The 24,090-nt window shown below is 46.0% G+C and carries 19 protein-coding genes and 1 tRNA gene; 12 read left to right on the forward strand and 8 right to left on the reverse strand.

What is annotated here, in order from left to right; genetic code table 11:
- Positions 1-58: 58 nt before the first annotated feature.
- Complete coding sequence (locus CLV31_RS04470; RefSeq protein ID WP_111391696.1) at positions 59-1,531, forward strand: CotH kinase family protein; 1,473 nt, start codon at positions 59-61, stop codon at positions 1,529-1,531.
- A gap of 66 nt (positions 1,532-1,597) precedes the next feature.
- Here the strand turns inward: CLV31_RS04470 and CLV31_RS04475 are convergent, their stop codons facing one another.
- A complete protein-coding gene (locus CLV31_RS04475) occupies positions 1,598-2,473 on the reverse strand; it encodes a PIG-L deacetylase family protein (RefSeq protein ID WP_111391697.1) in 876 nt (291 codons plus the stop codon).
- 180 nt (positions 2,474-2,653) lie between these two features.
- Here CLV31_RS04475 and CLV31_RS04485 point away from each other — a divergent pair, with 180 nt between their 5' ends.
- Positions 2,654-4,222 (forward strand): L-serine ammonia-lyase, iron-sulfur-dependent, subunit alpha, encoded by a 1,569-nt coding sequence (locus tag CLV31_RS04485; protein WP_111391699.1) that lies wholly within the window; start codon positions 2,654-2,656, stop codon positions 4,220-4,222.
- 10 nt (positions 4,223-4,232) lie between these two features.
- Here the strand turns inward: CLV31_RS04485 and CLV31_RS22235 are convergent, their stop codons facing one another.
- The 5 genes from CLV31_RS22235 to CLV31_RS04510 form a co-directional block, all read right to left on the reverse strand.
- Positions 4,233-4,469, reverse strand: a complete 237-nt coding sequence (locus tag CLV31_RS22235) for a PIN domain-containing protein (protein WP_394335948.1) — start codon at positions 4,467-4,469, stop codon at positions 4,233-4,235.
- A 32-nt stretch (positions 4,470-4,501) separates the two neighbouring features.
- Positions 4,502-4,663: a PIN domain-containing protein gene (locus CLV31_RS21795; RefSeq protein ID WP_181452573.1), complete on the reverse strand. Its 162-nt coding sequence runs from the start codon at positions 4,661-4,663 to the stop codon at positions 4,502-4,504.
- 5 nt (positions 4,664-4,668) lie between these two features.
- Positions 4,669-4,881: a hypothetical protein gene (locus CLV31_RS04495; protein ID WP_111391701.1), complete on the reverse strand. Its 213-nt coding sequence runs from the start codon at positions 4,879-4,881 to the stop codon at positions 4,669-4,671.
- Positions 4,882-5,054: 173 nt separating this feature from the next.
- Positions 5,055-7,787: a DUF6797 domain-containing protein gene (locus CLV31_RS04500; protein WP_111391702.1), complete on the reverse strand. Its 2,733-nt coding sequence runs from the start codon at positions 7,785-7,787 to the stop codon at positions 5,055-5,057.
- Between the two features lie 711 nt (positions 7,788-8,498).
- Positions 8,499-9,596 (reverse strand): serine hydrolase domain-containing protein, encoded by a 1,098-nt coding sequence (locus tag CLV31_RS04510; RefSeq protein ID WP_111391704.1) that lies wholly within the window; start codon positions 9,594-9,596, stop codon positions 8,499-8,501.
- Positions 9,597-9,905: 309 nt separating this feature from the next.
- Between CLV31_RS04510 and CLV31_RS04520 the strand changes: the two genes are divergently transcribed.
- From CLV31_RS04520 to CLV31_RS04540, 5 genes are all read left to right on the forward strand, one after another.
- Positions 9,906-10,193, forward strand: coding sequence for a hypothetical protein (locus CLV31_RS04520; protein ID WP_146250861.1), 288 nt, complete (start codon positions 9,906-9,908; stop codon positions 10,191-10,193).
- Positions 10,194-10,256: 63 nt separating this feature from the next.
- Positions 10,257-11,852, forward strand: a complete 1,596-nt coding sequence (locus CLV31_RS04525; protein ID WP_111391707.1) for a SulP family inorganic anion transporter — start codon at positions 10,257-10,259, stop codon at positions 11,850-11,852.
- Positions 11,853-11,870: 18 nt separating this feature from the next.
- On the forward strand, positions 11,871-12,512 hold the full coding sequence (gene can / locus CLV31_RS04530) for a carbonate dehydratase (RefSeq protein ID WP_111391708.1): 642 nt from the start codon (positions 11,871-11,873) through the stop codon (positions 12,510-12,512).
- A gap of 308 nt (positions 12,513-12,820) precedes the next feature.
- Positions 12,821-12,894: transfer RNA gene (locus CLV31_RS04535), tRNA-Asn, on the forward strand.
- A gap of 144 nt (positions 12,895-13,038) precedes the next feature.
- On the forward strand, positions 13,039-13,584 hold the full coding sequence (locus CLV31_RS04540; RefSeq protein ID WP_111391709.1) for a DUF6933 domain-containing protein: 546 nt from the start codon (positions 13,039-13,041) through the stop codon (positions 13,582-13,584).
- A gap of 9 nt (positions 13,585-13,593) precedes the next feature.
- Here the strand turns inward: CLV31_RS04540 and CLV31_RS04545 are convergent, their stop codons facing one another.
- Both CLV31_RS04545 and CLV31_RS04550 read right to left on the reverse strand, forming a co-directional pair.
- Positions 13,594-17,334 carry a DEAD/DEAH box helicase gene (locus CLV31_RS04545; RefSeq protein ID WP_111391710.1) on the reverse strand — a complete coding sequence of 1,247 codons (3,741 nt, stop codon included), beginning with the start codon at positions 17,332-17,334 and terminating at the stop codon, positions 13,594-13,596.
- 150 nt (positions 17,335-17,484) lie between these two features.
- The gene (locus CLV31_RS04550; RefSeq protein ID WP_181452574.1) at positions 17,485-17,652 is read right to left on the reverse strand and encodes a hypothetical protein; all 168 of its coding nucleotides are present in this window, start codon (positions 17,650-17,652) and stop codon (positions 17,485-17,487) included.
- A gap of 172 nt (positions 17,653-17,824) precedes the next feature.
- On the opposite strand from CLV31_RS04550, the gene CLV31_RS04555 reads away from it, so the two are divergent.
- The 5 genes from CLV31_RS04555 (at position 17,825) to CLV31_RS04575 (ending at position 23,855) form a co-directional block, all read left to right on the forward strand.
- Positions 17,825-18,313: a DoxX family protein gene (locus CLV31_RS04555; protein ID WP_111391712.1), complete on the forward strand. Its 489-nt coding sequence runs from the start codon at positions 17,825-17,827 to the stop codon at positions 18,311-18,313.
- 12 nt (positions 18,314-18,325) lie between these two features.
- A complete protein-coding gene (locus tag CLV31_RS04560) occupies positions 18,326-19,945 on the forward strand; it encodes a Gfo/Idh/MocA family protein (RefSeq protein WP_111391713.1) in 1,620 nt (539 codons plus the stop codon).
- Positions 19,946-20,141: 196 nt separating this feature from the next.
- On the forward strand, positions 20,142-20,981 hold the full coding sequence (locus CLV31_RS04565) for an N-acetylmuramoyl-L-alanine amidase-like domain-containing protein (RefSeq protein WP_111391714.1): 840 nt from the start codon (positions 20,142-20,144) through the stop codon (positions 20,979-20,981).
- Between the two features lie 111 nt (positions 20,982-21,092).
- Positions 21,093-21,548 carry a (2Fe-2S)-binding protein gene (locus CLV31_RS04570; protein ID WP_111391715.1) on the forward strand — a complete coding sequence of 152 codons (456 nt, stop codon included), beginning with the start codon at positions 21,093-21,095 and terminating at the stop codon, positions 21,546-21,548.
- Between the two features lie 18 nt (positions 21,549-21,566).
- On the forward strand, positions 21,567-23,855 hold the full coding sequence (locus CLV31_RS04575; protein WP_111391716.1) for a xanthine dehydrogenase family protein molybdopterin-binding subunit: 2,289 nt from the start codon (positions 21,567-21,569) through the stop codon (positions 23,853-23,855).
- Positions 23,856-24,090 lie beyond the last annotated feature (235 nt).

Below are 24,090 nucleotides of genomic sequence, written 5' to 3' on the forward strand. Positions count from 1 at the left end.
ACTTGGAGGTCATCTTCGCAAATTTTATCAACTTGGGAATAAGTAAAGTAAATTTGAGATGAAGCTTTTTAAAGAATATAGGTGGGTAGGTTGTTGGTCTTTGCGATTCCTCCTGGCGGCTGCCCTTTTTTCATGTCAGGAGATAAAAGAAACACCGGTTTCCAAAGGTGATGATGGACAGGTTTTTGCAATCGATACTCAAGAGAGCGAGTTGCCGTATCTGGTGATCGATACCCAAGGGAAAGATATCCCCTACGAACCTGGTGTAATGGCCAAAATGAAGATTTATCAGCGAAAAAAGCTGATCCAGGAGCAGGCCATTGATTTGGAATACCGAGGAAAGACTTCCTTCAGGTTATCCGACAAAAAAGGCTTCAATTTTGAAACGGTAGATGCCTCAGGCGAAGGAATGGATGTGTCTTTTTTTGGTATGCCTGTGGAAGAAGATTGGAGATTGATCGGGCATGTGGTTAATCTCAAGGATAAATATATCTGGGATCGAAGCCTGATCTACAACCATGTGGGCTATGAACTGTCCAATAAGATCGGAAAATATGCCAGTAGGGGACAGTTTGTCGAAATAGAGGTCAATGGAGAGTATTTGGGGGTTTATTATTTCTGCGAAAAACTCAAGCGAGATACCAACCGAATCAACCTGATGTCTCTGAATGCCTCCTCGACCAATCTTACCGGAGGTTATATTCTAAAAATCGATAAGGCTGATCCGGGTTCTGAACATGACAGTAAGCCCCTTTCCTATTTTATGAACAATTGGGATGATGATGCCCGCTACACGGCTTTCAACAGTTTTCGGAGCAATTTTGACATTTTCAAAAATCCCCTTTCCTTTCCGGCTTTTCAGGCACCCTATCATTCCCAACAGTTTTTGGAGACCTATTTTTGGTATGAATATCCCAGTGCAGAAAACATTACCTCTGCTCAAAAAGCCTACATCGCTAAGTACATCGATGACTTTGAACAGGCCTTGATTTCAGATGATTTTTCAGAATCTACAAGGACCTACACGGATTTTATTGATTTGGGATCATTTGTGGATTATTTTATCGTCACCGAGCTGTGCCGCAATGTGGATGCCTATCGGATCAGTACTTTTTTGCAAAAAGACCGAAATGGAAAATTGGCGATGGGACCGGTATGGGATATGAATATCGGGTTTGATGAAGGAGGGAGAATTCCAATTACCGATTGGGTGGCTAATTATAATGATTATGTAAACAACGATCCTTGGATGGTCCCTTTTTGGTGGGATCGATTGTTGGAGGATCCTCGATTTAAACAGGCTGTGAAAATTCGCTGGCAGGCGTTGAGACAAGGAGAACTCAGCCCGTCCCAAATCCAAAAAATCGTAGATGATGCGGTGGAATATTTGAAAAAAAATGGTGCTGTGGAGCGTAATTATGCCAAATGGGATCAGGGGATAGGTGTCAATTATGATCAGGCAGTCCAGAATCTAAAGATTTTTCTGACCGAGCGTGCAACTTGGATCGATGGTCAGATAGGGGCATGGTAATGGTGTGGATGATCAAATTCAAGGATCAATGTTCAAGTAGGTCAATCCTTGAAAATTGGTCATTGCTTATTTTCCCATCATCGGGAACAACCTGAGAATATCTTCCCGACTCGGTCTGCTGCCGTATTCGCAGATTTCAAATGCCTCGGCAAATTTCACCTGAGCTGCTTTTTCGGTTCCATACCATTCTTCCAGAGCTTTTTTGACGGATGGGTTTGGCTCAGATGCCCGCTTGGATTTCAGCCAGGCGATCCGCTCTTCTTTTCCTTCAGGAATGATATCGGTCTCATTGCCGATCCAAGGAAGCCACTCATAAAACTGTGAAGTGTGAGCGTCCAAGGCATGAATTTTCTGATCAATTACCGAGGTGATGTCGATCACGATGTCAGGTGAAAAAGGATTGGGCTTTTGGAAATTGTCCTGATAGTAGAGAAAGACTGGATTTTTTCGAAGGGGAGGCGTATCAGCAGCGATATTTGGGACGCCTACCATAAATGCCGCATCCTGAACCAATACGCCTGTGTAGCGGTGGTCAGGGTGGTAGTCATTGGGTCGATGGGAAATCACCACGTCTGCGCCCCATTCCCGGATTTTTCGGATTACATCGAGTCTGATTTCCAAAGTTGGGAGTAGCTCTCCGTCATGATTGTCCAAGACGTCATATTGGATTCCCAATCTCTTAGCTACTTCCTGAGTTTCGGCATAGCGACGCTTGGCCAGCATGCCACCGCCCATTTCCATATGTCCCGCATCTCCATTGGTAATGGAGAGAAACTTGACTTCATGCCCCATTTTGGCAAAAAGGGCCGCAGTGCCTCCGCCTTTGATGTCGCAGTCGTCCGGATGAGCTCCGATCATTAGGATTCGGAGCGGTTTTCCTTGAGAAAAAGCCAAGGAATAAGCAAAAAACAGAAGGGCGAAAGAAAGGAATGCTTTTTTCATATCGGGTGATTTGGAATGAAAAAGCTAGTAAAAGCAAGGCTCAATTGCAAAAGGTAAAAGACCTGCGGTTCCTCGAAATGATAAGTGATTCCAATCGCATTTTTGAATAATTCCGAAATTTTTGACTTCGAAAGAATGAATTCTCTAACTTGAAGGGTATCTATTCTAATCCTCAGCACTATGAATTTTCCCAGCATTTTTAACGACGTGATCGGCCCGGTGATGAGAGGTCCTTCCAGTTCTCACTGTGCTGCTTCCCTGAGAATCGGGAGGATCTGCCATGATTTGATGGATGGTCGGATTTCTGACATTGAAATCGACTTTGATCCGGAGGGATCCTTGGCCACTACGCACAAGGACCAAGGATCGGATATGGGTTTGTTTGGAGGGTTTTTGGGTTGGGAAGCCTATGACGAACGATTGGTTGATTCCGAAATGCATTTGGGGGCGGCGGGAATCCGGGCTATTATTTCCATCAAAGAGCTGAAAGAAAAACATCCGAATACCTATCAAATCACCCTTCGTAATCCTTGGGAAACCCACCAGGTCATTGCCATTTCCACCGGAGGGGGGATGATTGAGGTCTTGGAAATTGATGGCGTGAAGGTATCCTTGGCAGGAGACTGCTTTTTGACGCTCGTCTATTCCTCAGATTCTCAAAAGCTTGATGCTTATCTCCGTGAAGCCAGTTTGCCGGAGGACTTGGAAATCCATGCAAATGATCAAGGAATCCTGATTTTGAAATCTCAGGCTTTTCTGAACGAAGCCTACTTGGAAGAACTGAAAGCCATAGATGGCGTCATTTCCATTAAACAAGTGAAGCCTGTTTTACCGGTACTTACGAGGAAAAACACCTCAGTTCCGTTCATCACTTGCGATGAAATGTTTGCCTACAATGAAGGCAAGAATCTCAGCCTTTGGCAACTCGCAGCGAGGTATGAAAGCATGCGTGGCAATATTTCGGAAGAGGAAGTATTGTCAAAAATGAACGACATCCGGCTAATCCTGAAGAATGCGGTGGAGACAGGCTTAAAGGGAACCAAATTCGAGGATCGTATTTTGGGTCCTCAATCCGTAAAATTCAAGTCCTTGATGGAGGAACGGAAGCTGGTCGATGGAGATGTATTGAATCGGATCATCATGTATGTATCAGCCATCATGGAGGTGAAAAGCTCCATGGGAGTGATCGTCGCCGCCCCGACGGCAGGTTCATGTGGGGCTATGCCCGGGGCAGTGTTGGGTGTGGCGGATTCTTTGGGGCTTTCGGATGAAGAAACCAATAAAGCATTACTCATTGCCGGCTTGATCGGAGTGTTCATAGCAGCCCATTCCACTTTTGCTGCGGAGGTTGGAGGCTGCCAAGCAGAATGCGGTTCCGGGGCAACTATGGCCGCAGCGGCGATTGTCCACTTGGCAGGAGGCAACTTAAACCAAAGCATCTCTGCTGCTTCCATGGCGTTGCAGAGTTCTTTGGGAATGATCTGCGATCCGATCGGAAACCGTGTGGAAGCACCATGCCTCAACCGAAACGTAATGGCTGCGTCCAATGCGCTCTCCTGCGCCAATATGGCCTTAGCCGATTATGACCATTTGATTCCCTTGGACCAGGTGATTGAGACGATGTATGAAGTAGGGAAAAGCATTCCCAATACCCTGAGATGTACCAATTTGGGAGGACTTTCGATCACCAAAGCTGCCAAAGAAATCGAGCTGAAATTGGGGCAGAAGCAGTTTTATAAGAGTTGTTGATTTAAACTTGTTATGCCCAGTTTTTCATAAATGACTGGAAATCTTTGGGATGGAGGATCGGAAGTATTGGAAAAGAAAGATCCTTAAAAATCTGATAATGCCTGTCAAAAGTAACTAACCCATCTGCAGATGCAGAAATGGCTAAATCTGCAAATTTGTTGTCATCAGGATCCTCTTGAATTATTCCCCAACGAAAAAAAGGCTCAGTAAAAATTACATTGGTTGCGGTGCACAAAATGTCGAACACCAAATTTGCTGTAGTTGCAGAATAAAAATCTGCTATTTCTCTTCATACTCAGCGTGTACCTCTGTACTGACTATCCAATCAAAAGATTTTTGTTCGAAAGCGGTGTAGATGGCAAACTCAGGATTTTTCCTGTTGAGGGTGGTGATGAGGACATTCGTGTCAAGCACCAATTTTGGTCTTCGTTTCTCGGCCAAATCGCTCACTTTTCTCTTAGCAGGTCATAATTACCTTCTGAAATCTTTTTATCAGAAACTACCTGATCTACTTCAGCTTTTAATTTTTGAGAATAGTGTTTGGTAAGCAGATCCCGAATCTCCAGAGATTCTTCGTTACTCATCTCTCTGCTGAACATCCGAAGAAGGCTCAGCTGCACCTCATTTAGACCTCCAAATTTCTTGTCCACAGTATTCATTTTTATTCGATTGAATATTAACCAAAGTTAGCCTATGCCTGGTAGATCTCAAAATCAAGAATTTGACCGGTTTTTTAATTTATTGGGTAATGAGGCTTCTCTTAAAGTAGCTTTGATTCCCAAGTACTGTTTCTGGAAAAATAAGCACAACGTGTTAGAGCACAATCCATTGATTACCAAGTCGTTCCTTCCCCCAACTGATGGATCGTATTCTGAACCAATCCTTCTCTTAAAACCCCTTGATCATCCTTGATATGGTATTGGATTTCCATCACCCAAGTAGGTTTGATGTTAGGGATGGTCAGTTTGATGGTCTTTTTGTCGGGACTTAATTCGGCTTTGGTGACTTGCAAAATCTGCTCGTTGTGATGTTTGGAACCATACTTTCGGGATCGGACCAAATCCCATGTTTTTATGGTAAAATGGGAGGTGTCCTGAACACTTGCCTCGTCAAGATGATCAGTGAAGGTTAGGGCTAATCCGGTTTTGGTTGCTTCGATCCCTACAGGGATGACCATTGGCTGATCGACTTTTCGGATCCGATATAATCCTCCCAGCTGAGGTTGGGTGGAACCCCAAGCAGACAGGCCGCAAAGGTACAATTGTCCGTCTCCGGGATTGAATCGGCCACGCATGACCCCCGTGGAAAATCTGGGAACCGGTAATTCAAAAATTCCTCCCTGCACTTGAGTGCCTATTTTTTCAAAAGGAACCACAAACACTTTTCCATAGCCATAGGAGAGGTTCAGCAGCTTTCCGTTGAGTGCACCCCACTTTTTGCTGTCCACCCAAAGGAGTTCGGATGGGGACTGGTCCCGGTCTCTTTCCACCCATACCAAGGGTTGCTCCATGCCAGCTTTGGTACTGTCTTTTGGTGGATTAAACCCAAACATGTTTCCATAAAATCCTCCTTTTTTGACCCAATTGATGCGATTCATTGGATTCCAATGCCCTTCTTGGTCGGTCACGATAAAGGTTCCGTCGGGATTGATGCACACCCCATTGGCAGCGCGGAAGCCGGTAGCTACGATTTCTGTTTTTTGTCCGTCTCGGCTGACTTTGATCAAGGTGCCATGCTGAGGGACTAAGGCTTCCCGGGCATGTCGGGCACTTTTGGCATAGTAGAAATTCCCCTCTTTGTCGGTTTGCAGCCCCATGGCAAATTCGTGGAAGTGATCGGTGACTAGGTGGTCACCGTTAAAGGCTTCGTAATAATCGGTTTCCTTGTCCCCGTTGAAGTCATGCAACTTCACCAGTTGGTCCCGGCAAGTGACAAAGATTTCCTCGTTGACCACTTTGATGCCCAAAGGCTGAAATAAGCCCGATGCGATTCGTTGCCAGGTGAGTTTGCCGGAGTTTTTCGTGAATCCCTCCACCAACCAAACATCTCCGTCAGTAGAGCAGATCACCCCTTTGTTGGGATCTTTGAAAAAATCCAATCCGCTCAGTCGGAATTGGTTTTTCCATGGGCTGTCAAAGGGTGGATTCATGATGTCCACCTGAAATGGTCCTTCTTGGGTTCCAGCCAATACCTCTGAAGTTAATTTTTGAGGATATCGCGATGGGCCTCCTTTGATCATGATCTCCAAATCTTCCGGAGGGCTGGAGGTTTTCGCATATTGCGCTAGTCCATTGATGCCGGATTTCCTGATCAGGATTTTGACCTTGATCATTTGCGAAGGGGAAGTCTCCATTACCAAGAATCCACTTTCTTCTTTCAAAACAGCCCCTTCACCAACCAAGGCCACAGCCGTTCCTTTTGGTGCGATCCGCATCTTTAATGGCTTTTCCGAGGGAGAAATATTCAGGGTTCGAGTAAAAATGTGCTGGTTTTCCAGCATTTCGAGCCCAAAGGTTTCCAGCACCTTGGCACTTCCCACTGTGTAGGAAAGGATCACTCTATCCCTAAATTGATAAAGCCCTTTATACTGCGCCCATTCCCTCGGGAGTGGCCCAAATTTTCTTCCATCCCGAGCTTGGAAACGGGGATCGTCAAATTTCCCAGTCTCCGGGTTGGCCCAAGCTGGCGCCACGGGGTTGGAGAAGTGGAGGTCCCCGACCGTTCTGGGGGAAATATTATGCTTTCCATTGAACAGAATCGCTTCCCAATCGATAAAGCCCTTCCCCGTCCATGCTCCGGCTACCCGCATCAGGTCGTGGTCAAACATTATCCAGGCTTTGCCTGCGGCCACTCCTCCTGAACCTTGATCCAATCGCACCGCGATTCCTTTGTAAGCAAAATTTGCCTTGACCAAATTTTCATCGGGAAGGGGTGAGGGGCCAGAGGATCGCTCTCGCTCCGGAGCATTCAATCCAACCAGTTCACAGGTGTTGATCAGGAAGTTGCCATAGTCCATTTCTGCCCAAGGCTTAAATTCTTTAGGTGCGGGGCCTTTATTCGTTCCGATGGGAAGACTGGCCAGATAGGTTGAGTCGATTTCTATGAACTGGCCCGGATTTTTCTCTTTGATGAAGGTTTCCCTCAGGTAATTGATGAGGTCATACTTTTCGGTAGGAGTCAGGTTGATTTGTGGAGGCATAGATCCATAGCCCCGGGTGAGGGTTTGGTAGATGGAATAGGGGTCTTTTCCAACTTTAAATTCACCTTCCCAAAATTTGAAGGCATTGGGCATGGAACCTTCCTGATCGGGATTTCCATGGCAGTTAAAGCAGGTATTGTTATAAATGTGCTCGCCGGTTCGGATGGATTCATCGTATCGGTCGTCCAATGCAGTAAGCAGCCCCCGATGGTCAATGTCTTTTTCATAATCGGGCAAGTCAGATTCCTGAAGAATATATCCTGTTGGGGAATCGGATTCTTGGGTGGATGAATTGGGTTTACATCCGATGAGTAAGAGGATGGTATAAAAGAAAACAGCACTAAGGTGATTTGTTTTGATTTTCAAGTGCTTGGAGGCTTGGTTTAAAAGGGAAATTAAGAAAAATGATGGGATTGTCAGTTAGGTACCGATTAGTCCTCAGACTGCTTTTTGAAACTCATCGCAATGGTCAAAGAGAAGAGGAAAAGCTAAAGTTTTTTCTAGTTGCGGCCAGTGTCTTTTTTTTTATATGTGGAAAAAAAACTTACTGACTATTCTGTTCCATTGCGCTGGTATCAGGCTGGATTTTCCAAATCATGATCCTACACCAGCGCTGGAATTCACGTACAAATTCAAAATCCCAGGGTTGAAACCCTGGGCTATTCACGATTTGACCCTGCCTTTGCCGGCCTTTCAGGGTCTAGAATTGCGTCAGTAGCCATGCCCCGTAGGAGTAAAACCTTTGTAAAAAAAAAACACAAAATCACCCAAGCGCTGGATACGAAAAGGGGCTCTGGAACCGTCATCATTTTCCAGGGCAAGGAAAAAGAACCGCTCGATTGAGAAAGATTTTCAATAAGGTTTCTCGAAAAGAGGGAAAGCCGCAAAGCGCATTTCCATTTAGGTGTCTCAAGCACCTAGGCAGGAAAAAAAGAAAAGAGTTTTTTGGAGAGGCTACCAGGACTTCATCACCATGACGCTCGAGCAGAAAGTTTGTGGATGAGAAAGTAAAGGATTACAATTTTACCCCCTAGGCCTCTTGCTATCCCCTTACCTGGCAATGAAATAGGGAATTCTTTATTTCCTGCTTAAAACATCCAAAGCTTCACCAAACACGGGAGGCACTCTTCCTTTCCAGATTTGGCTGTAGTTGGTCGCCATGGCTAGATCCAAGGATGGGAAATAAGCCACCTGGGTTCCCCAAAATCCCGCATGCGAAAAGGCTTCCACACCGTTGACTTCAATCCGGTAGATCCCGATCCGATAGTCCATCATGGGAGTCTCGGAGTAAGCAGGGGCCTCGAGCATTTTTTTCAAAGTCCTGGGGTTTTTGAATACTTTTCCATGAAACAAGGCAAGAAAAAACCGGCTTAAATCCTCCGTAGTTGACAATAGGCCCCCACCTCCGAAATAATCCATGCTGGGGTGAAAAGAATAAGTGTCCTGCCCTTGAAAATATTGATGCATCCGGGCCTGATCGATTTGGGGATTTAGGCCTTCGAAGGCGGTGTTTGCAAGTCCCAACTTTTCAAATTCAAGAATTTCCGGAATGGCAAGTCCCAGCGTCTTTCCCTGAATACGTTCAATGATTTCTCCTAGAATAATATATCCCGTGTCCGAGTAGCTGAACTTTTCTCCGGGCTTTCCAATCGGCTCTCCGGCTTCTACGCAGAGTTTTAGCTGTTCGGTCCGGGTCCATTCGTGTCCACCGGGTTGGAGGACTTTTTCGAAGAAAACAGGCGCATGGGTGTGGTCAAAAAATCCGGCATTGTGCTGCAAAACCTGAAGAATACTGATTTTATCCAAGTCGTAGTCCTGACTCAGGATTTGGGCGTGCTCGGTGGAAATGTAGCTTGCCACAGGGTCTTCGAGTTGCAGTTTGCCCCCTTCCCAAAGTCTTAAAATCGAAGCGGCAACAAAAGTCTTGGTCACGCTGGCGATCCGAAAGGTCTGATTGGGAAGCAGCTTTTTTCCAGTTTCCTTTTCAGAAACTCCCGCGGTGCCTGACCATCGGATCTTCCCATCTTCAGATTGGATATGGAAAAGGATGCCGGGCATTTCCTCTTTCAATTGTTTTTCGAGTACTTCCTGGAGCTTAAGTGTTTCAGAAGCTTGCTGTGCATGCAGCTGGGTGAGGAGGAATAGAAGTCCAAGAAGAATAGGGGCTTTTTTCATACCGGAAAATAATGAGAATTCTGCGCATTGGTGAAAAAGATGCACCCTCAGTTGGAAAAAAGGAAAATGCAGGTTCAGGACTTCAATCTATTTTCAAATGCAAGAAATGCTGGCTTCTCCGAATGGAAAAAATGGATTTTTTTTCAACACTATTTTGAATTCTGTGTGGGGTCCCTCGCGCTTAAATTGGGTTTTCGATCTTTTTTAAAAAAATATTTTATAAAAACCATTTGAAATATTTATTTCGCCGTAGGGATTACTGACCGTTCTCCTCGCTCACCTATCCCAATAAGAGCTAACCTCTACTCCATGTTTCGAAATTTGGTTGTGATATTCAGTCTATTGATGGCGCTCCATTTGGTTGCGGGCTCTTTCTATGGCTTTATTCAACCGGCTGCCGAAGAGTTGGTGGAGAAGAATCCCCTGCAAGAGCAATTGGAAAAGGACCTTGAGAAAAAGGTGGATTACTATATTCATCTCTATTCCTTTAGAGCTTTGGATAAAAAAGAAGCACAATTGGTTCATCAGGCTCACTGGGATGAAGAATTTTTTGGATTTGTAAGAGAAGTGCCTCCTCCGCCTCCAGACTTGGTTTAGAATTTTTCGCAATTGGCAGGCTTGGGTTGACCCAAGTCCTATTCTCTTATTTAAACCTTATGTATGACATCCTTATTTAAGTATGCCGGCAAAGATCTGTCGGCCAGTATAGTTGTGTTCTTTGTGGCCTTGCCCCTTTGTTTGGGAATCGCATTGGCAAGTGGAGCCCCCTTGTTTTCCGGGTTGATTGCCGGAATTGTGGGCGGTATAGTAGTGGGCTCGCTTAGTGGTTCTTCCGTTGGAGTGAGTGGGCCTGCTGCCGGTTTGGCAGTCATTGTATTGACCGCAATCGGAACTTTAGGAACTTTTGAAAATTTCCTTTTGGCAGTATTGATCGCAGGAGTGATCCAAATTCTATTCGGCGTGATGAAAGCAGGCGTGATTGGGTATTATTTTCCCAGTGCAGTGATCAAAGGAATGCTGGCAGCGATTGGGATTATTATCGTGCTGAAGCAGATACCTCATGCCTTGGGGTATGATGCCGATTATGAAGGGGATTTGAGTTTTGTCCAGCCCGATGGGGAAAATACGTTTTCGGCTTTGATTTCGATGTTTCAATCCCTTACTCCTGGAGCCATAGTGCTTTCGCTGAGTGCGTTGGCTATTTTGATTCTCTGGGAAAAGGTGTTGAGTAAAAAGCATCAGATTTTCAAAGTGTTTCCCGGACCCTTGGCTGCGGTAATTTTGGGTTTGGTATTTACCAGTTTGGTTCCAGAAGGATCTGTGTTCTTTATTGAATCAAGCCACTTGGTGAATGTTCCCATTCCTGAAAATGTCGAGATGTTTTTAGGTCAATTTACACTTCCCAACTTCGGAGCGATCGGCATGATTGAAGTTTGGACGGTGGCCTTTACGCTGGCGGTAGTAGCCAGTTTGGAAACCCTGCTCTCCGTAGAGGCTGCGGATAAGATTGATCCTGAAAAGCGGGTGACCCCAACCAATCGGGAGCTCTTTGCGCAAGGGGCAGGCAATATCATCTCCGGCTTGATTGGAGGTTTGCCATTGACTCAGGTGATTGTCAGGTCTTCGGCCAATGTGCAATCAGGCGGGAAATCCAAGCTTTCGACCATCGTCCATGGCCTTTTGCTCTTGCTTTCGATCATTTTGATTCCAAGATTCCTGAATAAGATTCCTTTGGCTGTTTTGGCAGCGGTCCTGTTGATGGTGGGATACAAATTGGCCAATCCTGCCTTGTTCAAATCCATGTTTCGTTTGGGTAAGTCCCAGTTTATCCCCTTTATGGTGACAGTTCTGGGTGTGGTTTTTACAGATATTTTGGTGGGAATAGGCCTCGGAATGTCAGTGGCTATTATCCATATCCTGATTGAGAACTATAGAAACTCTCATTTTCTCCATATCGAGAAAGAGAGTGGTCGTGAAAATCACATCACCATGACCCTTGCAGAGGAACTCTCTTTCCTCAACAAAGGTGCGATTTTGAAAGAACTGAGCAGATTGCCCGAGGGGACTCTTCTTGACCTTGATGTAAGGAAAACCATCCGGATGAATTACGATGTCTTGGAAATTCTTGAAGACTTTTCAGCCAAAGCCAAAGAAAGAAACATACGGATCAAGCTGATTTCTCCTACCGGTGTGGTGGAAAACCCGGAGAAATACAGCCTTTTCTTTGGATTACCCGCACCAGTACCAGCACATTAATCTCAACCCAACACTGAAATGAATACCAAATTTTATAAGCAACTTCTTGAAAACAATAAAAAATGGGTGTCTACCAAATTGGATTTGGATCCTCAGTTTTTTGAAAGATTAGCGAATGGGCAGCAGCCTCCTTTGCTTTGGATCGGATGCGCAGACAGCCGTGTGCCTGCCAACGAAATTATCGGTGCCCAACCGGGAGAGGTTTTTGTCCATCGAAATATTGCCAACATGGTGGTGCATTCGGATATGAATATGCTCAGTGTGCTGGATTATGCGGTCAATGTATTAAATGTGAAACATATCATCGTGTGTGGTCATTATGGTTGCGGGGGAGTGAAAGCCGCCATGGGCTCTGAAACTTACGGCCTGATTGACAATTGGATCCGGCATATCAAGGATGTGTACCGTTTTCACCGAGAAGAATTGGATCTGATTTTTGATGAAACGGAGCGGTTCAACCGCTTCGTCGAGCTCAATGTCATCGAGCAGGTGCACGATTTGGCCAAAACTTCGATTGTTCAAAATGCTTGGAGGGGAGGAAAGCAACTTTCCCTTCACGGCTGGGTGTATGGAGTCGGATCGGGTATTATTAAGGACCTCGAGGTAAATATCGACTCAGAAGAGCAGTTGGATGAAGTGTATCAATTGAATTTCAAATAGCCTTGATTTTGATAGCCAAAGAAACCTCCGGTGATCTGTCATCGGAGGTTTTTTATTTGGGATAAAAAATGGTGAGATGGTTAGGTAAAGCAATCATTCAAGACGGATTGGTTTGATATTCCTTGCTTTTAGAAATAGGGCCGCAGTATTTAGGGAGAAAGAAAGAAAAATAAGTCCCTGAAATAGAATTAGAAAAAGGGGATTGAGGGATGATTTGAATAATTTTTCAAAAATGGGTTTGGAAAAAATGGATCATGCCTCTACATTTGCAACACGATTTCCGAAAGGGAGATCAAAAAAAGTAAAATTCCTCCTTAGCTCAGTTGGTTAGAGCACATGACTGTTAATCATGGGGTCCTAGGTTCAAGCCCTAGAGGGGGAGCATCAAAAAAAGGCCTTCAGAATCAATTCTGAGGGCTTTTTTGTTTTTGTAGCTAAATCTACAACTCTGAGATTCTAAGAACTAATAGAGGTTGTGCTTTATTTCCATATTTGGAATAATATTGTCTCAAGCTTTCATAGACCGATGACACTCTCCCTCTATTCCTCTAAGAAACTGCTACCCCATCTTGGTAAAAAATTCGTTTCCGAAAATCCGGAAGTAGATCCGAATTCGGTTCATCCGATTTATTGCTGGTATGCAGATGTCTATTTTCTGAATCGGGCCAAATACCTGATCATCTGCAATGAGGTTTCCAGATTCAGCCTTTGTCTTGGACCGTATAAGGTAGATCCCAAGGCCAACTTTATGAATCATTTCAAAAAAGTCCTCGAGGAAAAATTGAAAGAAATACTTCCCGACTACATGGATTACTTCAAATCCATTAATGGTTATGGGCGACTTACGCAAACTCACCGAGGCGCCATGGCAAATCTCAGTCGACTTAAAATCGACCTTGATTATTCCAAGTCCTATTACCTTGCATTTGAGAACAGACAGCTCGATTTACCCCTTGACTTTGAGGATCAAGCCGAGACTTTTACCACCCGTAATGGTGAGAAGGGGTATTTTCGCCCGGCTGAGAATTTTGTTAGACGCTGGAACGACTTCAAGTCTGAGCAAATGGGTTAACTCAATTTCTCAGGAAAACAACTCCAACATCCCTTCCCGATCCAAGCCGGCGAGGATTCCCTCGCCTTCGCCGATGATGTCTTTGGCCAGTTGGCTTTTGGCGGATTGGAGCTCCATGATTTTTTCTTCGATGGTGTTTTGGCAGATCATCCGATAGGCGACCACGTGCTTTTCCTGTCCCATGCGATAGCATCGGTCGATGGCCTGATTTTCCACGGCGGGATTCCACCAAGGATCCACAATATAGACATAGTCGGCTGCGGTCAAGTTGAGCCCCGTACCTCCAGCCTTGAGACTGATGAGGAATACACGAACAGAATCATTTTCCTGAAACCGCTGCACCTGCCGCTCCCGTTCGCTCAGGCTGGTCTGCCCATCGAGGTAGGAGAAAGGAATCTGATGCTGCTGGAGTTGATCTCGGATCAAATCCAGCATCTTCACAAATTGACTGAACACCAAAATCTTGTGATTCCCGGTCTTTTCCAGAATATGCTCTTTGAGAAGATCGATTTTGGCACTGGCAATCGCCTCGGTATCGCCGGTCAGCTTGGGAGAATCGCAGATTTGCCTCAGGCGGGTAAGACCTTCCAATACAAACATCTTGGATTGGTCTGCCCCGCTTTCGTCAAACTTTTTCATCAGTGAATCTTTGTATTCTTTTCGCTTGGCCTCATAGATTCCCCGCTGTACGGCTCCCATTTCGCAGTAGAGAAACTCCTCAATTTTGTCCGGCAGCTCGGTCAATACCTCCTTTTTGGTCCGGCGTAGAACAAATGGGGTGATCTGTTTTCGGAGCGTTTGGGAAATATCCGGGTCTCCTTTTTTGATCGGGGAAAGAAAGTTTTCGGTGAAGTGGTTGAAAGTCTTGAAAAAGCCCGGGTTGGTAAAGTTCATCTGGGCATAAAGTTCCTGGATGCCATTTTCGATAGGGGTGCCGGTGAGCGCGATTTTTTGCTTTCCACGCAGCCTGACCATGGCTTTGTAGCGGAGCGAGCTCGTGTTTTTGATGGCTTGGGATTCATCGGCGATGATCAGATCCCACTCGATTTGCCGAAGTAGTTCGAGGTCGTTGATTACCAGACCGTAGCTGGTCATGACTAACTGATGTCGGTTGAGTTCCTCCGCGTTTTCGTAGCGTTGACCGTGATGGATGAAGTAATCCAGATGCGGGGAAAACTTCTCCAATTCCTTTTTCCAGTTGAACAGCAGGGTTGTCGGTGCCACGATCAGGATTTTGACGCTTGGGTTTTTCTCCTCGAGCTGGCAGATCAACGTGATCATTTGAAGGGTTTTGCCCAATCCCATGTCATCAGCCAAAATCCCTCCCCAATTAAAATCCCTCAGGAAATTGAGCCAGTTGAGACCGGTTTTTTGGTAAGGTCTGAGTTCGGCTTGGAGCTTGTTGGGAAGTGCTACATCCTGAATCCCCTCAAACTGCTGCATTTTTTGTTTTTTCTGATTTACCTCAGCTTGGATTTTGGCAAATTCCGCGGTGTCCTCCCAGTCCTCCAGAAGCATAAAATGAACTTTGGAAAGCCGGATTTCCTCTCCCGCCAACTCGCCAGATCGGAGGATCCGGACCATTTTTCGCATCCACTCTTCCGGTATTTTCCCCAGACTGCCATCCCCTAGTTGGATAAATTTTTCTCCGCTTTCCCACGTGCGCTTGAGCCGGGAGAGTGGGATGATTTCATCTCCGAAGCTCACATCACTGTGAACACCAAACCAGTCCGGAGAGGAAGAAAACTGGGTGTTGACTCTTGCAGGAAAAGGAGAATACCGTTTCACCTTGATATTTTCCAGTCCGTAGGTTTTGACTCCTCGCTCTTTCAGTTTTTCGAAAGCTTCCAAAAACCATACCCCCTCGGCAAACTGGGCCGCCGTGAGCGAAAACAAAAACTTGGGGGCATTCTTTTCAAAATCCGGATGTAGCTCCTTGATAAAGAGTAAAAATTGCTGCTCGGCCTCCTGGTTTCGCTCCAGAAAATCACCTGTCTCCGGATGCACGATAAGCGATGGATCTAAAGGATTGACGCTGAGCTGATCCCCATAAATCATCTTGGGTACAAAAGCCACCAAGCCTCCCAGTTCGGTAATGTAGATTTCTTCGGTGATTTGTCCTTCTTGGGTGGTCCAAGCGAGAAAATTCAGCTCATCTTCATAGGGCAAAAAAGCACTTAAAGGCCGAATGACCTCGGTCACGATTTCCCGAATGCGCTCTTTCGGAAATTTGAATGGCAAAATCTGCTGGAGGCTATTCACGCCCTCTGCCTGCCGGAAGTTTTCTAAATAGAGTACCTGGTTGTCTCTCAGCAAAAAGCCGTTATGGAAAACCGATTGTCCCGGCTTCCACTGATAAACTTCCTCCTGTCCATTGTAGGTAAGGACTAATTGAAGATCGTAGAAATAGCCTGTTTCTATGAGTTTCATTTTGGCTTGAGCCCCATAAATCTTGACCTGATTGATTAAGTCTTTGGCCGAAACTTTTGTAGGATGCAGGTTATAACCCAAATTGAAACAGGGGAATTGTTTTGCCAGAATAAAGAATCTGACTCCTGCTTTCCAGGCTTCCTCTGGACTTTTTCTCAACTGAGACCAATAGAAGGATCTCAAGGCTTGAGTCATTTCAGCAACTCCTTTGTACTCTGCAATCCGGTAATCCAATGAATCAGTCAAGATCTCGATTTTGGTGTCGAGTCCTTTTGGATTGTTTTTCTTTCCCTTGCCGATGATAGGGTGAAATTCAAAACTGCCCTGGTGAGAAGATAAGGCGATGACGATGCCCACATTGTATTTACCCGCTTCCTTGGACCGGTCTGATTCTTTGAGGTTTTGGATAAATTCATCCTCCTTGGCTTTGGGAAGCAATTCAGCGATTTTGGCTTGAAGTTCTTCCAGATTTCTCAAACCGGCCAGTTCCCCGCTATACTTATACCCGATTCGGTCTCCATAGAGAACCAGATCCACTGCTTTTTCCGGATCTTTAACTTTATCCAACAGGTTGTTTTGCTCTAAAAACTTCCTTTTGGACTCCAGCCTTATCTTTTGAGTGATAAAATCCTGGTCATAGTAAGGCTCTGAAAATCGGCCCCGAATGTATTGAAAAATATAGGGAACAAAACGTCTGGCGCTTTTAGGGAAGTCGATCTCCAATCTCTGGTTTCGATGAATGTAGGAGACTTTTATCTCTATGGGATAGCCTTGGATGAAAGCGGTGTAAAAGATGCCATCCTCAACCAGTTGTATTTTGGAAAGGACATATCCTTTGGGCAAGCTGGGATTGGGTAAAATATCCAAAATCCGATCCCAGTCTTCGTCGGAAACCTGAAAAGTGCCAGGGTATTCTGGATCCCTATTCTTTTTGGAGGCGATCAGCTCTTTTGTTTTGTTAAATTGATTATTCCACAGATCAATTTGTGGATTAATCACTTCGAATTCAGAAAGCACCAATAAAGCCGCAGCCACGTGCTTGCATACATCCCGGTCCTCGAAATAGGGGCACTCACAATAGGTGTCATTCGCGAATGAAGGCTTTTTCCGTTTGTCTTCTTGGTGCTCAAGTCTGACTCTGACGATATAGGGTCTTTTTCTGGATCCCTGAACCTCGAAAGTAAATTCATCCGAATCTTCATCAAGAAGAAGGACTTGATCAGATTCTACCAGTTCCATTCCTCTTTCTATCAGGATGTCACTGTATTTTTCAATCAGGTAATCAAGTCTTTCCGCTTGTTGAGGGGTGATGGTCTCCATAGGTGATCTTTCAGTGACTCAAAAATGGAATTATTTCTAAAAAATCTGTCTACAGATAAAAAGAAGTATTTGGAATTGACAGTAAATGATGAGGGTCAGGTCATTTCACTTTCATGAAGCTCGACGGCCAATATGCTTCACTTGCAGGTATTACTTTTTCACTTTCATCCCGAATAAATACCTCGTCCAATTCATGGGCCGAATCATTCCAAAATAAATTCCAAGACAGATTCCCAAAGTTCCCAAGGCAATCGTCCAATATTTAAGCCCGATGCTCCATTCCCACTGGCAGAAGTAGTAACCTATCACGATGATCACGGTTTGATGGAGGATGTAGAATGGATACAAGACTGGTAGAAAAGCGTATGATCAGATGGTTTTTAAACTATGGTTTACCTCATTTTAAATCACCTTTTTACCTGACAAACATCAGGCAATTCCAAAGCTAAGGTGCCTAATATCGTGGACGTTAATCAAAACAACCCACGGTATGACCCAAACTTCCCCTCTTACCTCAACGCAAACCGGAGTGCTGGTTTTGCTCCGACTGCTGATCGGATGGCACTTTCTTTACGAGGGTGTCATCAAACTGTACAGCCCGGGATGGACCGCCAAAGGCTACCTGCTCAGCGCGACCTATATGGAGTCTTTTTTCCATTGGTTGGCAAGTGAATCCATGATTTCCACGATCGATACCCTGAATATCGCTGCCCTGCTTTTCGTAGGCGCTGCCTTGATTCTGGGTTTTAAAACCCAATTGGCCAGTCTGATCGGAGTAGGGCTTCTGCTCCTGTATTACTTTGCTCATCCGCCCTTTCCTGGCTATCCCTTGGGACCTGCTGAGGGCAGTTACTGGATCATCAACAAAAACCTGATCGAAGCAGCCGCATTGCTGGTGGTTTTCCTCTTTCCTACCTCGGTATCCTTCGGTCTAGAGCGATTTTTTGCCAAAAGATCCCTTTCCTCTCAAACCCATTAACCCCACGACATCATGGCAACCGACAAAAAACTATTCGCGGCATTTTCCAGAAGAGATTTGCTCAAAAGCCTGGCTGGGGTTCCGATTTTAGGTGCAGTATGGGCGGCAGGAATTGACACCACCAAAAAATCCAAGCTGGAAAAAGACTTTTGGCTGGAGAAACTGAACATCAAAGCCAGTGCTCCTCCTGCCTCAGGTCCAATGAGCGGAAACTCGCTCCGCATTGGATTGATCGGATTTGGAATCAGGGGAGAGCAACTGATGCGTGCCTTGGGATTTGCAACTCAGGAGTGGATGGAATCCATGGCCAAGTCAGCCCAAGAAGATCCCAAAGACAAGCGATTGGAGGATTTTTTGGCGCAGGAAAACCTAAATGTCAAGCTTACTGCGATCTGCGATATTTTTGATGTGAGGGCTGAAAAGGCACTTCGCTCCTTCCATACGGAGGCCAATCCCTGTAAGCGCTACACCTCTTACCTCGATTTGATTCATAGTGGTGAAGTGGATGCGGTCATCATCGCTACGCCCGACCACTGGCATGCACCCATGGCACAGGCGGCGATAGAGGCTGGAGTTCATGCCTACATCGAAAAGCCCATGACGCATACCATCGAGGAGACGTATCGACTCCGCGAAGCGGTAAGAAACCATCCGGGTTCTATTTTGGCCGTAGGACATCAGCACCGGCAGACCCTCAGCTTCCTGACCGCCCAAGATGCCATTGCCAAAAATACACTAGGTCACATCTCTTTGGTTGTCACCAATACCAACCGAAACGATGACAATGGAGCTTGGCAATATGAAATTCATCCCGAAGCCTCTCCTGAAACCATTGATTGGAATGCGTTTTTGGGTGCGGCACCGCAGGTTCCATTTAATGCCGAACATTTCTTCCGTTGGAGAAAATGGTGGGCCTATGGTTCAGGACTTTCAGGAGACCTCTTGACCCACGATTACGATCGCGTCAACTGTGTGTTGAAAATGGGAATTCCTAAGTACGTCACTGCTTCAGGAGGGATTTATACCCATCGGGATGGACGGAACGTCCCCGATGTGATGCAGGTCAATATGGACTTTCCGGATTTCAGCACGGGTTCTAGTCAGGAGGACGGAAAAGAAAAAGGAATGACCTTGGTTTATTCGGCAACTTTGGGCAATCAGTTTGATCGGGGTACTGTCCTGATGGGCCACGATGCGAGTATGGAGTTGGGAAATATCCTGACCATCTACGCCGATCCCCGCTCTACCAAGTACAAAGACCTGATCAAAGAAGGCCGAATCGATCCTCAGGTGCCAATCTATCAATACGATCCCACCGCCGAAGGGGTGGATGCGGTGACTTCCGCTACTGCCAAGTACTTCGCCAACAAAGGTTTACTCTGGACCTACCGGGACGGAAAGCGGGTTGATTCTACCTTCCTGCATATTCGGGAGTGGCTGAGTTGCATCCGAAACGGAGGCAATCCGAGCTGTGGGATCGATGAGGGATTTGAGGAGGCAATTACCGCGCACATGGCAGGATTGTCTTACAAAACCGGTCGAAAAATCGAGTGGGACCCAGTTGCTGAGCGAATCATTTCTCTTCCTGGAGAGGATTTGGATGCGATCCTTTTGGAAAATTTGGTGATTTGAACTTGAATATGGAAATAGTATCTGATGGTAGGCAAATTGGTGGAATTTGATCGGCGTGATTGAATCTACGATTAAGTCAAAACTGATCATGTTTTGGAAAGGGTCGATTGTTGAAGTCGGCCCTTTTTTTTAGGCTTCACAGATTTTTGTTGTGGCTTTTAGCGGGAGTTACTAGTTTTCTGTATCTCTTTAAGTCATGAAAAAACTCCCCATTTTCCTTATCCACTTATTACTTCCTTTTCTAGGATTTTCCCAAACCGTCTGCACTCCAGAAAGCCGTGCCAAGCTGGAATCGTTTTTAACCAAACTCGAGTCTTTGGACAAAAACCAATCGGCGAATGAACTGGCCGCCGAGATCGGTCAATGGTTTTTGAAAACGGAATACGTGGAGAAAACCCTGGAGATCCCCGGTCCCGAGCAACTGGTGATCAACTTGCAGGGCGTGGACTGCACGACCTATTTGGAGTCAGTCGTGGCCTTGACGAGGTTGGCCAAGCAAGGTGAAAACAGCATGGAAGCTTTCGAAAAAGAGTTAGAAACTATTCGTTATCGACATAGCAAAAATGAAGGCTATCCGAGCAGACTTCATTATTTCTCAGATTGGCTGGCACAAAATGAAACAAAAGGAATTCTCACCGATATCACCCAGGAAATCGGCGGGGTAGCGTACCCGAATGCACCTACTTTTATGACGGAGAATCCTCAGTTTTATCCCCAACTGAGCGATCCAAAAAATGTGGAGGAGCTGAAGAAAGTAGAAGCAGAGCTGGCCAAAAAGTCCTTTCACTATATCCCAAAGGACAAAATCCAGTCTTTGGAATCCAAGATCCAATCCGGGGATATGATCGCTATCACCACTTCGATCAAGAATCTCGACATGGTGCATGTAGGTTTTGCTTTTGAGCGAAATGGCCGGATTCACCTCATGCACGCCAGCTCCAAAAACAAGGAAGTGGAAATTTCCAGCATGCCGCTGAGTGATTATTTGGCGGCCAACAAATCCCAATCCGGGATAATGGTGGGAAGGTGGAAGTGATTTTCACTTATCCAAACAGACATTAATCTTCAACGAGAGTGGAAAACCTAATCTAAATCCATTCTTATTTTCTAATTCCCTATCTTAAAGCAACTTATCAAAGTCCAGTCTATGGAAAACTATACACTCACCATCAACGGAAAGAAGCAAGAAGTTTCAGCCGAGCCTGATATGCCGCTTCTTTGGGTTCTCAGGGACCTTTTGAATATGAAAGGAACCAAGTTTGGATGCGGACAGGCGCTTTGCGGAGCTTGTACCGTTCACTTGGATGACGTGGCCATTCGGTCTTGCAGCTTACCGATTTCGGAAGTAGGAGCCGGAAATATTACGACGATCGAAGGACTTTCCGAAAAAGGAGACCATCCGCTTCAAGAAGCTTGGGTGGAGCATGTCGTGCCCCAGTGCGGGTATTGCCAAGGAGGTCAGATTATGACTGCAGCAGCTTTGCTTAAACAGAATCCAACCCCTTCAGAGGCCGAAATCGAAGCTGCCATGCAAGGCAATCTCTGTCGATGCGGAACCTACAACCGAATCAAGTCAGCTATCCAAACCGCAGCTTCCCGCTAATTCCAAAACTGAAACGCTATGAAAAATTTTATTCCAGTTTTCAAGGATAAAAACAAGGCCTCAGAAGATCGCTCCAAGATTTTTGTGGCCTCCAGAAGGGATTTTCTCAAAATCGGTTCGCTGGCTACAGGTGGTTTTTTGCTGGGAGTCAATTTCCAATGTTCCGGTCCCAAAGGGGAAGTGGTGACTTTTGCTCCCAACGTGTACATCTCTTTCGATTCAGACAATCAGGTAACACTGATCGCTCACCGCTCGGAAATGGGTACTGGGATTCGTACTTCCTTGCCGATGATCATGGCGGACGAACTCGGGGCAGATTGGAGCAAAATCAAGATCGTACAAGCCGAAGGCGATGAAGACAAATATGGGAATCAAAATACCGATGGATCCTTCTCGGTGCGGATGTTTTTTGAACCCATGCGAAAGGCAGGAGCCACGGCCCGACACATGCTGATCCAAGCCGCTGCCGCCAAGTGGGGGGTAGATCCCTCCGAATGCTACACCGAAAATTCCGAAGTTCATCTGAAGGAAAGTCGGAAAAAAGTCACCTTTGGAGATCTCGTTCAGGACTTGTTGGTCATGCCACTACCTGATCCGGCTGCGGTGAAATCCAAGGAGCTTAGCGAATACAAATTGGTCGGAACCGATGTGGCCATCTACGATGCCAAGGATATCGCAACCGGAAAAGCGGTTTTTGGTGCAGATGTGGACTTGCCCAACATGCAGATTGCTATGATCGCCCGCAGTCCGGTGGTAGGAGCCAAAATCATTTCTTACAATGATGCCAAAGCCCTCGCTGTACCCGGAGTAAATCAGGTCGTGAAAATAGAAGGAGCAGGCATTCCTCCCGGTTTGGATAAGCCATTGGAAGGGCTTGCCGTTCTCGCTTCCAATACCTGGGCCGCCAAAAAGGGCCGGGAAGCCTTAGAAATCGAATGGGATCTTGGCCCAAACCAAGACTATAACTCCACCGCCCAACTCGAGGCCATGGCCAAGTCCACCCTGCAAAATGGCAAGGTGAGACGTGAGCGAGGCAATTTTAATGCGGCCAAATCAGGCGCTGCCAAGACCTTGGACAAAACGTTCAAAATTCCATTTTATGCCCATGCCACCATGGAGCCTATTGCAGTGATCGCAGATTATAAAGGTGATGGAAGTGTAGAAATATGGGCACCTTCCCAGCATCCGCAGTGGGCACGAGGCGCAGTGGCCGGAGCTTTGGGTATCGAGCTTTCTCAAGTGAAAATCAATGTAACGCTCTTAGGAGGAGGATTCGGGCGAAAATCCAAACCCGATGGAGTGGTGGAAGCAGCGCTTCTTTCCAAAGCAGCCAAAACTCCTGTTCGTGTGCAGTGGACTCGGGAGGATGATTTGCACCATGATTTCTACCATTCCCATAGTGCCCAGCGGATCGTGGCTACCTTGGATGGATCAGGAAAGCTCACCGGTTGGAATCAACATTCTGTTTTTCCGGCCATTGGAGCCACAGGAAATCCGGATGAATTGCATCCTTCTGACGGAGAATTGGGCTTAGGATGTACCGACTTTCCATTTGACGTGCCAAACATCCGAATTGAAACACACGAGTCTAAGGCCCATACCCGGATTGGTTGGCTTCGCTCGGTAAGCAATATCAACCATGCCTTTGCTGCCCAGTGCATGATGGACGAGATCGCCGAAGCAAGAGGCGTGGATCCGGTTCAGCAGGCGATTGAGCTGTTGGGAGAAGATCGGGACTTGAATTTTGCCGAAGAAACAGGCGGAAAGTATGAAAACTATGGGGAGAAGATCGAAGACTTCCCTTGGAATACGGGTCGGATGAAAAAGGTAATCCAAGCCGTTGCCGAAAAATCCAACTGGTCACAAAATCTAGCTGCCGGCAAAGCCATGGGATTTGCAGCGCACAAAAGCTTCCTGACTTATGTCGCCTGTGTGGTGATGGTGGAAAAAGACGCCAATGGAAATCTCAATATTCCTGAGGTTCACTATGCCGTAGACTGTGGAGTCGGAGTCAATACCGACCGGATCAAATCCCAGTTTGAAGGCGGTGCGCAGTTTGCCACCAGCTTGGCGATGACTTCCGCGATTACTTTTGATAAAGGTAGGGTGCAGCAACATAACTTTGATTCCTATCAGATCATCCGCATGCCTCAGTCACCCAAAAAGATCGAAGTTCACATTATCCCAAGCACCGAAAAGCCAACCGGTGTGGGCGAACCTCCGGTGCCACCCTACATTCCGGCCTTGGCCAATGCGGTGTACAAACTCACGGGTAAACGGATTTATGAATTGCCGTTTAAGATTTGATTCTTTGATAAATGCTAATGGTTATGCTGCTTTTCCGAAAGCAGCATTTCCTGTTTTTAGGGAATAGGTCCAGCGTCTGATGACGCAGGACAGCAGAGCAGATCGTATCCTCGCTAAGCCGCTCGGGATATTTTTTTCTTTGAGAAAGAAGATATGTTTTTCCTGTTAAATGAAAAACACCTGCGCTGAAGGCGCTAAATGTGTGAGCCTCAAATTCTATTTGGGGCAAAAATCA

The sequence above is a fragment of the Algoriphagus aquaeductus genome (genome assembly GCF_003253485.1).
Classification (GTDB): Bacteria; Bacteroidota; Bacteroidia; order Cytophagales; family Cyclobacteriaceae; genus Algoriphagus; species Algoriphagus aquaeductus.